The following is a 10,227-nucleotide window of genomic DNA, read 5'->3' on the forward strand; positions in this document are numbered from 1 at the left end:
GATAAAAGGCCAAATGTGATGTGCTGCGGTGAAGTGTTGCCGGATATGTTTACGCCGCGTTTCAGGCGGAGGCCGCCTCCAGCCGTTGCTGTTGGTAACCATAGCCGCCTTCGCCGTCGGGCACGAAGCTGAGGCGGTGAGTGATGCACTGCGGCGCATCTTCGGCATGGTGCGAGACGAACAGCAACTGGGTGGCGCCCTGGCCGATCAGCACGTCGATAAAGCGGCGCACCAGCTGGCGATTGAGCGGATCCAGCCCCTGCAGCGGCTCGTCGAGGATCAGGAGCGCCGGGTGTTTCACCAGCGCGCGGGCGATCAGCGCCAGCCGCTGTTGGCCCCAGGAAAGGCTGTGGAACGGGGCGTCACCGCGCGCGCCGTTGAGCCCGAGCAGCGCCAGCCATTGCTCTGTCAGTTGCCGCTGACGATCCGAGACCGCCTGATAAATGCCGATCGAATCGAAGAACCCCGACAGCACCACGTTGCGCACGCTGGTGTTGACGCGATAATCCAGATGCAGGCTGCTGCTGACGTAGCCGATATGGCGTTTGATTTCCCAGATGGTTTCCCCGCTGCCGCGGCGGCGGCCGAACAGCGTCAGATCGTTGCTGTAGCCCTGTGGATGATCGCCGGTGATCAAGCTGAGCAGCGTGGATTTGCCGGCGCCGTTCGGGCCGACGATCTGCCAGTGCTCGCCGGGGTTAACCTGCCAGTCGAGATGATTGAGGATCGGCCGATCGTTATAGCTGACCACGCCGTCGCGCAGGACGATCAGCGGCCGATCCGCCGGCAGGGCCACTTTTTGCGTCGGATCCTCGGTTTCCGGCAGCGCCAGCCCGCTGAGGTTTTCGCTGTGCGCCAACTGCGCCACCAGCGCGTCCGCCATTACCTGGCTGCGCGGCCCGCGGCTGGTCAGGGTACAGTCCGCCAGCACGCCCACCTGGCGGACAAAATCCGGTATTTCGTCGAACCGGTTGAGCACCAGCACCACGGTTTGGCCCTGGGCGGAAAGCTCGCTCAGCAACGCGGCGAGCTGCGCGCGCGAGTGCACGTCCAGCCCGTCGAAGGGTTCGTCGAGGATCAGCAGGTCGGGCTCGGGCATCAGCGCCCGGCACAGCAGGGTCTTGCGCGTTTCGCCGGTGGAGAGGTATTTGAAGCGGCGCGTCAGCAGGGCGGTGATGCCGAACTGCGCGGCCAGCCGCTCACAGCGCGCGGCGTCTTTCACCTCTTCCTGAATGATCTCCGCCGCGGTGCGGCCGGTGTCGTCTTCGTCCGCGCTGAGCAGATCGGTGTTGTTGCGTTGCCACTCGTCGCTGACCATTTTTTGCAGCTGTTCGAAGGAGATGCGCACCGCGTGCTGAAAGTCGCTGCGGCGCTCGCCGCTCAACAGAACCAGTTCGTCGGCCAGCGCGCGCGCCAGGGCGGATTTGCCGCTGCCGTTGGCGCCGACGAAGGCCCAGCTGTCGCCGGCCTGGATCGCCAGTGCATCCAGCGTCAGGGTGCGGGTATCGCTTAAGCGGAATGAACCTTGCGAAATATGCAACGACGACATCACCTGTTCCTTTTTTTGCAATTATTTGCCTTAGAAATAGGCGCATTGCAGGGGGATGTCAATCAACAAAAATGCAACGTTACGTTGCGCTTAACACAACGTGGCGACAATCACGTGGTCGGCGTTGAACAGGGCGTGTACGGCGGCGCCGACGCTCAGCTGCAGGCGCTGCAACTCCGCCGTCGTCAGCGTGGCGCACAGGGTTTCGCCCCCCGCCAGCGTCACCAGCACCTCGCTGTGTTCGGCGCCTGGCTGAATGCCGGCCACCACGCCCGCCAGCGCGTTATCCGCGTCGGCATGTTCCGCCGTCTCGACGCTTAACCGCACCCAGGGCGCCTTGATCAGCGCCAGCACCTCTTTGCCTGGCGTCAGTTGCAGCCGGTCGGCGCTTTGCTGGGTGATGGCCGCCGTCAGGCGAGTGCTGCCGTCGTTCAACAAGATCGCCAGATGCTGCTGCACCTGCTGATGATCGCGCTCGATGACGGTGCCGAAAAATTGATTGCGCGCGCTGGTTTGCAGCGAGAAGCGCGAGATGGCCGCCAGCAGACTGTCGAGCGGCAGATCGTCCTGCTGCAACACGTCGAAGGCCTTTTGCTGCACCTGGCCCAGCAGGTCATACAGCTGGATCAGCCGCTGGCCGTAGTGCGTCAGCTGCGCACCGCCGCCGCCTTTTCCGCCGGTGGCGCGGTCCACCACTGTGTGTTCCGCCAGCTGGTTCATCTCATTGATGGCGTCCCAGGCGCTTTTGTAGCTGATGCCCGCCAGTTTGGCGCCCTGGCTGATGGAGCCGGTGTGCTGTACCTGTTTCAGCAGCGCGATGCGGCGCGGATCGGCGAACAGCTTTTGCTGGAGTTTGAGAGTCAGAAGAATTTCGGCCTGCATAGCGCATCCTGTCGGCGGCAAAAATCTTATTGTCGCCGATTTGGCGACAAAGCGCCAAACGCAGTGCGCTGGAGAGCGGGGTAATAAAGACTGGCATTGCAATATTGTAATAATATAACATAACAGAAAAACGATAAGGCTTTACGCCGGCTGCGGCCGGTTTTTATTTCACCACAGGGATGCACCACATGAGTACGACACGCCGGCGTCTTGGCACGTCCAGAAAATCTTTATGCCTTGCCGCCTGGGTCGGCGGCGCACTGACGGCGCCGCTGGCTTTCGCCGCCGACTGCGATAAAGCTCGCAATGCCACAGGATGTGAAGAACAGCTCACCGTGGAGGCGGCGGCCTCCGCCGGGCGTTACGATGCGTTGAACGCCCTGAGCCGCAGCGCGTCACAGCTCGGGCTGAGCGCTCGGGAGACGCCGCGCAGCGTCGATATCATCCGCGCGCGGGCGATCCAACAGCGGGGCGATCGCTCGCTGGCCGCCGCCGTCGAGCGCGCCACCGGTCTGTCCGGCGTCGCTTCGCCAACATTGTCCAACAACTTTTCCGCGCGCGGTTTTCGGCCGATCGCCTGGCTGTATAACGGCGTAGAGATGCCCGGCAGCACGCTGCAGCTGGGCGATCCGGCGCATTACGACAGCATCGAGGTGCTGCGCGGGCCGGGGTCGGCATTGAACGGGCTGAGCGCCGCAGGCGGCAGCGTCAACCTGATCTCGCGGCGGCCGACCTTCAGCCGCCAGCCGGTTGAACTCGACTATGGCTTCGGCAGCTACCGCAGCCAGCGTATGCATCTGGGGGCCGGCGGCGCGCTGGTGGACGATGCGGTGGCGTACCGGTTAGACGTCAGCGGCAACGACAGCGGCAGCAACGTGCAGTATGAACGCGATCGGCAGAAGCGGGTTTCCGGCTCGCTGCTGTTTAAATTGACGGACGATGCGTTGCTGACGCTGAGCCTGGACCGCATGCTCAACCGCACCAACAACCCTTACTACGGCACGCCGCTGCTGGATGGGCGCATTGCCGGCGAGCTGCGCGACATCAATTACAACAACCTGACCGACAGCCGCATCCAGAGCAACGCCACCGCGTTTCAGGCCAGTCTGGACTGGTTTATGACGCCCGAAGTGGAGTGGCATAACCAATTCTATTACTACAGCGGCTTTCGCGAATGGCGCAACGTCGAGCGTTTCCGCGTCGCGGCGGCGGCCCGGCCCGGCGACGTCAACCGCGACTCTTTCGGCGCTCTGGCGCACGACGACGATCTGATCGGCAACCGCAGTTCGCTGGTGTTCGATCGCGTTATCGCCGGTTTCGATAACCGGTTGCTGGTCGGCTTCGATCTGAGCAAGCGGCATTTTCAGTACTACTCCAACGGTTTCCCCGGCTCCGAGGACGTGCCGCTCGGCGCGCCGCCCAGAGAACCGTTCGCTCAGGGCACCGCCAGTCAACGCGCGCCGGTGCGCCACGTTACTCAGAATCAGTACGCCGCTTTTCTTGAAGATCGCTTCAGCCTGACCGAGCGTTTAGCGTTGCTGGGCCAACTGCGCTACAACCATATGGACATGGACTGGCGCTTCCAGGGGCCGCAGGAAGAGAGCCGCGCGCGCACCTATGTTTTCAGCACCTGGAGCCTGGGCCCCAGCTATGCGCTGACCGATAACCTCACGCTTTACGCCAACTACACCACCGGCCAGGAGCCGGGCAACGATCTGTTCTTCCTCAGCCCGACGCAGACCGATCTGCCGCTGACGCGAGCGCGCCAGTGGGAGGCCGGCGCCAAAGGGCAGTTTTGGGGTAACAAGGGCGAGGCGACGCTGGCGCTGTATGAACTGCGCAAGGACAACCTGTTTGTGCCCGATGCGCAGCGGCCGGATGCGTTGAACGCGGTAGGCAGGCAGACGTCGCGCGGCATCGAGCTTGGCGTGGTGCTGCGTCCCGACGATCGTTGGGAGCTGGCCGGCAACGCCGCCTATACGCACGCCCGCTACGACGACTATCGCGGCGGCAGCCCGCTGCGCAGCTACAACGGCAATCGCCCGGCCTATATCCCGGACTGGACCGCCAACCTCAGCGTGCATTATCAGGCGACGGAACGTTTGGGGCTGGCTTCTTCGCTGCGCTACGTCGGCAGCAGTTACAACGACGACGCCAACCAGCGCAAGATGCGCGCGTACACCACGCTTGATCTGGCGGCGGATTATCAGCTGACGCCGATCGTCGATGTCGGTTTCCGCATTCGCAACGCCACCAACCAGCTGTACGCCTATCAGCGCACCTACCCGGATCAGGCGCTGATCGCGCCGCCGCGCAGCTATGAAACCTTCGTGTCGGTCAGGTTCTGACGTCGTGAAACGTTCGCTTTACCTGTTGTTGTGCGCCCTGGGATTGGGCTGGGGCGTGCCGCTGCACGCCTATGCCGTCAGCCTGCACAATTGCGGGGCAATGCGCGATTACCCGCAGCCGCCGCAGCGGGTGCTGGTCTACGCCAATCCGGCGCTGGAAAACCTGCTGGCGCTGGGGCTGGCTAGCCGTGCGATCGGCGTGGTCGGGTATGACCGCACGCGCGATCCCGCGCCGACGGCGTCGGCCGATACGCTGCGGGCGCCCGTCGGCCCGGCGCCGCCCACGGCGGAAGCGTTGCTGCTGATGCGGCCGGATTTTGTCTATTCGGCCAGCTATTACTGGCTGCACAGCCCGGAAACGCCCGATCGGGCGCGGTTGGCGGAATGGGGCATCGATACTTATCTCTCTCCCGGCGCCTGCAGCGGCCAGCAAAGCGCGATCGCCGCCGCGCTGACGTTCGAAGACATTTTCACCGAGCTGCGGGAGCTGGCGCGCATTTTTAACGCTGGCCGCGCCGGTGAAGCGCTGATCGCGCGGCTGCGCGAGCAGCTGAAGGCGCTCGAACCGCAGCGCGCGTCATTGCCGCATCGGCGTCTGCTGTGGTGGTATGCCGGCACGCAGACGCCCTACGTGGCGGGTTGCTGCGGCGCGCCAGGTTTGCTGAGCCGCAGCGTCGGCAGCGAGAACCTGTTCGGCGATCTGCCCGAGCTGTGGCCGACGGTATCCTGGGAGATTATCGCCGCCCGCGATCCGGATGCGATCGTGCTTGGCGATCTGCCGCGCGGCGGCTTCGGGGACAGCGCGGCCGACAAGATCGCCTTTCTGGAGCATCACCCGCTGACCGCTACGCTGCGCGCCGTACGTCAGCGGCACTACGTGATCCTCCCCGGTTACGACATGGACCCTTCCGCCCGCACCGTGGCGGCGCTGGGCCGTTTGATTCGGGGCCTGGCGGCCTTGCCGCCGCAGACTCCGATGCTTTCCAACAAGGAACCTTGATATGACTGCCGTTTCATTCTCTTCGCTGCTGGACTCCTGGGATCGCCAGCAGGCGGCTTACATCGCCGAACGCGAAGCGCGTTTTAACGCCCAACTGGACGTGCTGGCGCTGGCCGTCGGCCAGGATTTTCACGTGCTGGATCTGGCCTGTGGCCCGGGATCGCTGAGCCTGCGTATTTTGCAGCGCTTTCCGCAGGCCAGGGTGACCGCCATCGATCTCGATCCGCTGCTGCTGGCGGTGGCGCGCGGCGCGCTGGCGGCGTACGGCGATCGGATCCGCATTCTGCAGGTCGATCTGGCGGATCCTGCCTGTTTTTCCGTGCTGTCCGGCCCCACGCCGCAGGCGGCGGTGTCCAGCACGGCGCTGCACTGGCTGATGCCGGAGCAGCAGCTGGCGTTGTACCGTAACGTCGCCGGGCTGCTGGCCGCCGGCGGCGTATTCCTCAATGCCGATCATCAGCGCTATGACCACCGTCAGCCACGGCTGAAAGCGTTGGCCGAACGGCACGACGAGCAGACCCAACAACACGCCTGGGACAGCGGCGTTGAGGATTGGGATCGTTGGTTCGCCGGCGCACTGCAATCGCCGGCCTTGGCCGCTTATCAGGCCGAGCGCGAAGCGCTGTTCGCCGGCCGGCCGGTACCGCCGCCGACGCCGGTGGATTTCCAGCTTGCGGCCCTCAGACAAGCCGGTTTCAGCGAGGCGGGGACGGTGTGGCAACTGTTGGACGACTATGTGATCGCAGGCTGGAAATAGCATGAGCCGGCGGTTACTGCCCGGCCGTGAGGCCGGCGGGTTGTTGCTGCTGGCGGCGGCGCTGCCGCTGGCCCTGCTGGGCGCCACCTTGTCGGGGCCCGCGCCGATCGCGTGGCACGACGCCTGGCGCATCGTGCTCGGCGTCAGCGGCGGTGCGCAGACCGATGCCGAGGTGTATCAGCGCATCATCTGGTCGCTGCGGATGCCGCGCGCGCTGCTGGCGGCGCTGGCCGGCGCCGGGCTGGCGCTGGCGGGCACCGTGCTGCAGTCGCTGACCCGCAACCCGCTGGCCGATCCCTGGGTGCTGGGGATCTCCTCCGGCGCCGGCGTGGGGGCGGTGACGGTGTTGGTGTTGGGGCTGGGGGGCGGCCTATTGTCGGTGTCCGGCGGGGCGTTTATCGGCGCGCTGGCGGCGTTTGCATTGGTGATGCTGTTGGCCGGACGTTCGCTGGAGGGGGAGTCCACGCTGTTTATTCTGGCCGGGGTGGCGGTGACGCAGCTGCTCTCCGCGCTGACTTCGCTGATCACCCTTTGGCAGGCGGACGCCAACGCCACGCGCGGCGTGATGTTCTGGCTGCTGGGATCGTTCAGCGACGCGCGCTGGCCGCAGGTCGGGCTGTGCGGGCTGGCGCTGGCGGCGACGCTGCTGCTTTGTTGGCTGCGGGCGGGTGAGCTGGACGCGCTGGCGTTCGGCGGCGTGACCGCCGCTTCGCTGGGGGTGGCGGTGGCCCCGCTGAAGCTGCTGCTGTATGTGGTGACCACCGCGCTGACGGCGGCGATCGTCGCGTTCAGCGGCGCGGTGGGGTTTATCGGGCTGACGGTGCCGCATGTCGCCCGGCGGCTGGTGGGCTCGCGGCATCGTCAACTGTTGCCGGCCAGCGCGCTGTGCGGCGCGCTGTTCGCCGTGGCGGCGGACACGCTGGCCAGAACGCTGTTTGCGCCGCGCGAGCTGCCGGTCGGCGTGCTGACGGCGCTGCTGGGGGTGCCGATATTCCTGCTGTTGCTGTATCGAAAGGTCAATGCATGACGATTGAAAAAGCGCGATCCGGCCTGTGCGCCGAAGCGGTGAGCTGGCGAGCGGGGGCGCGCACGGTGCTGGAAAATCTCAGTTTCTGCGCCTTGCCCGGTGAGATCACCGGCGTGCTCGGCGTCAACGGCAGCGGTAAATCGACGCTGCTTAAGCTGCTGGCCGGGCTGCAGCCCGCCGCCGGCGGCCGCGTTTGGCTGGAAGGGCGCGAAATCGCCGCATTTTCCGGGCGGGAACGCGCCAGGCGCATCGCTTTTCTCGAGCAATCCGCCCCCGGCGCCTTCGCGCTGCCGGTGAAGGAGGCGGTATTGTTGGGGCGTCTGGCCCATGTCAGCCGCTGGCGTGGTTTTGGTTCCGAGGATCGCCGCCTCGCCCGGCAGGCGATGGAGCAAGTGGGCATCAGCCACCTGGCCGATCGCGATTGGCAGCGGCTGTCCGGCGGTGAACGGCAGCGGGTGCATCTGGCGCGCGCGCTGGCGCAGCAAACGCCATGGCTGCTGCTGGACGAACCCGCCAATCATCTGGATATCGCCCATCAGCAGCAGTTTATGGCCTTGCTGCGGCGGCTGAAACTCAGCGTGGTGGTGACGCTGCACGATCTGAATCTGGCGGCCTGTTATTGCGATCGGATCGCGCTGCTGCAGCGGGGCGGGATCTGTGCGGCGGGCGCGCCGCGGCAGGCGCTGACGCCGGAGAACATTCACGCGGTATACGGTGTGGAGGCCAAGCTGGCGGCGCCCGCTGGCTATGCGCCGCCGTTGATCTATTACCCCGCGCCGGGATGAGGGAGGCTGAAAGGGCACGTTTGGCCGATCACAATTTCGCCTCGCTGGCTAAAATAACTCCGGTTTTAGCGATTTTTTTGGGTTAGAATAACCCGATATGCGGTGAAAGGCATTTGCCGCTCAATGGGCAGTTAAGCGAGGCTATCATGTTGGAATTATTGAAAAGTCTGTTGTTCGCCGTGGTGATGGTGCCGGTGGTCATGGCGCTCATTCTCGGCCTGATCTACGGTTTTGGCGAAGTGTTCAACGTCTTCTCCAAAGTGGGCCGTTCGAAAGAAAACCGCACCCAGCACTGACCGTTCCCCATCCCGATACCCGCCGGCATCCCCCGGCGGGCATTCCTCAAGTTATCTCACGCTTTGCCGATAAACCGCATGACAAGCTTTCGCGCAACGTTATATTATTTTTTATATAACGAAGAGTGATAATGCACGTTAACTTGCGGAGAAAAACAATGAAACAGCAATGGACCAAATGGGTTGGCGGGATCGTTCTGGCATCGGGCCTGGTGGCTCAGGCTTCGGCGGCGGAAAAGATCACCGTGTTCGCCGCCGCGTCGCTGACCAACGCGCTGCAGGACATCGCCACCCAATATCAAAAAGGCAAGGACGTGCAGGTGGTTTCCTCCTTTGCGTCATCCTCGACGCTGGCGCGCCAAATTGAGCAGGGCGCTCCGGCCGATCTGTTTATCTCCGCCGATCAGCAGTGGATGGATTACGCCATCGACAAGCAGCAGATGGTGAAAGACACCCGTTACACGCTGCTGGGCAACGAACTGGTGCTGATCGCCGCCAAGAGCGATAAACAAGACAAGATTGCCATCGACAAGCAGACCGACTGGGCCAAGCTGCTCAGCGGCGGCCGCCTGGCGGTGGGCGATCCGGATCACGTGCCGGCCGGCATCTACGCCAAAGAGGCGCTGGAGCATCTGGGCGCCTGGAGCGCGCTGGAACCGAAACTGGCGCGCGCCAACAACGTGCGCAGCGCGATGGCGCTGGTGGAACGCGGTGAAGCGCCGCTCGGCATCGTCTACGGCTCCGATGCGGTCGCCAGCGACAAGGTGAAAGTGGTGGGCGTGTTCCCGGAAGACAGCCACAAACCGGTTGAATATCCAATGGCGATAGTGAAAGATCGTCAAACTCCGACGGTCAGCGCTTTCTATACCTATCTGAAGAGTCCGGAAGCGGCCGCTATTTTCGAACATTATGGATTCACCCCGCGTAAATGATTCTGAGCGAGTATGAGTGGCAGGCGGTTGAGCTGAGCCTGAAAGTCTCCGGTTTGGCGGTGGTCTGCAGCCTGCCGTTCGGCATTCTGATGGCCTGGGTGCTGGTGCGTTGCCGTTTTCCCGGCAAAGCGCTGCTGGATGGCGTCATTCACCTGCCGCTGGTGCTGCCGCCGGTGGTGGTCGGCTATTTGCTGCTGATCGCCATGGGGCGGCGCGGCGTCATCGGTGAGCGGCTGTACGACTGGTTCGGTTTCAGCTTCAGCTTTAGCTGGCGCGGCGCCGCGCTGGCGTCGGCGGTGGTGGCGTTTCCGCTGATGGTGCGCGCCATTCGGCTGGCGCTGGAGGCGGTGGACACTCGGCTGGAGCTGGCGGCGCGCACGCTGGGCGCCAACCCGTGGCGGGTGTTTTTCACCATCACGCTGCCGCTGTCGCTGCCCGGCGTCATTGTCGGCGTGGTGCTGGCCTTCGCCCGCTCGTTGGGGGAGTTCGGCGCCACCATCACCTTCGTCTCCAACATTCCCGGTGAAACCCGCACCATTCCGCTGGCGATGTATACGCTGATCGAAACGCCGGGGGCGGAAGCCGCCGCCGCGCGGCTGTGCGCGATCGCCATCGTGCTGTCGCTGGCTTCGCTGATGGTGTCCGAATGGC

10 protein-coding genes are annotated in these 10,227 nt (G+C 64.4%); 8 read left to right on the forward strand and 2 right to left on the reverse strand.

Translation table 11 applies throughout. The annotated features are described in order from the left end of the window. Positions 1-61: 61 nt before the first annotated feature. Both modF and modE read right to left on the reverse strand, forming a co-directional pair. On the reverse strand, positions 62-1,549 hold the full coding sequence (modF, locus tag ADK28_RS09625) for a molybdate ABC transporter ATP-binding protein ModF (protein WP_033641473.1): 1,488 nt from the start codon (positions 1,547-1,549) through the stop codon (positions 62-64). Positions 1,550-1,639: 90 nt separating this feature from the next. Then, positions 1,640-2,431 carry a molybdenum-dependent transcriptional regulator gene (gene modE / locus ADK28_RS09630; protein WP_033641058.1) on the reverse strand — a complete coding sequence of 264 codons (792 nt, stop codon included), beginning with the start codon at positions 2,429-2,431 and terminating at the stop codon, positions 1,640-1,642. A 188-nt stretch (positions 2,432-2,619) separates the two neighbouring features. Here modE and ADK28_RS09635 point away from each other — a divergent pair, with 188 nt between their 5' ends. The 8 genes from ADK28_RS09635 to modB all read left to right on the forward strand — a co-directional run. Further along, entirely contained in the window at positions 2,620-4,779 is a 2,160-nt protein-coding gene (locus ADK28_RS09635) for a TonB-dependent siderophore receptor (protein ID WP_048795563.1), read from the forward strand. Positions 4,780-4,783: 4 nt separating this feature from the next. Then, positions 4,784-5,779, forward strand: a complete 996-nt coding sequence (locus ADK28_RS09640; RefSeq protein ID WP_033641056.1) for an ABC transporter substrate-binding protein — start codon at positions 4,784-4,786, stop codon at positions 5,777-5,779. A 1-nt stretch (position 5,780) separates the two neighbouring features. Beyond that, a complete protein-coding gene (locus ADK28_RS09645) occupies positions 5,781-6,536 on the forward strand; it encodes a class I SAM-dependent methyltransferase (protein WP_033641055.1) in 756 nt (251 codons plus the stop codon). A 1-nt stretch (position 6,537) separates the two neighbouring features. Continuing rightward, positions 6,538-7,563 carry a FecCD family ABC transporter permease gene (locus tag ADK28_RS09650; RefSeq protein ID WP_048795564.1) on the forward strand — a complete coding sequence of 342 codons (1,026 nt, stop codon included), beginning with the start codon at positions 6,538-6,540 and terminating at the stop codon, positions 7,561-7,563. Continuing rightward, positions 7,560-8,348: an ABC transporter ATP-binding protein gene (locus ADK28_RS09655; protein WP_048795565.1), complete on the forward strand. Its 789-nt coding sequence runs from the start codon at positions 7,560-7,562 to the stop codon at positions 8,346-8,348. Before ADK28_RS09650 ends, ADK28_RS09655 begins: the two co-directional genes overlap by 4 nt. Before the next feature lie 146 nt (positions 8,349-8,494). After that, the gene (locus ADK28_RS29425; protein WP_004939813.1) at positions 8,495-8,644 is read left to right on the forward strand and encodes an AcrZ family multidrug efflux pump-associated protein; all 150 of its coding nucleotides are present in this window, start codon (positions 8,495-8,497) and stop codon (positions 8,642-8,644) included. A gap of 158 nt (positions 8,645-8,802) precedes the next feature. Continuing rightward, the gene (modA, locus tag ADK28_RS09665; protein ID WP_033641052.1) at positions 8,803-9,576 is read left to right on the forward strand and encodes a molybdate ABC transporter substrate-binding protein; all 774 of its coding nucleotides are present in this window, start codon (positions 8,803-8,805) and stop codon (positions 9,574-9,576) included. After that, a partial coding sequence (gene modB / locus ADK28_RS09670; RefSeq protein WP_048795566.1) for a molybdate ABC transporter permease subunit occupies positions 9,573-10,227 on the forward strand: 655 nt, incomplete at its 3' end. The genes modA and modB, both read left to right, overlap by 4 nt.

The sequence above is a fragment of the Serratia sp. 506_PEND genome, assembly GCF_001076875.1.
In the GTDB taxonomy this organism is placed as follows: Bacteria; Pseudomonadota; Gammaproteobacteria; order Enterobacterales; family Enterobacteriaceae; genus Serratia; species Serratia marcescens.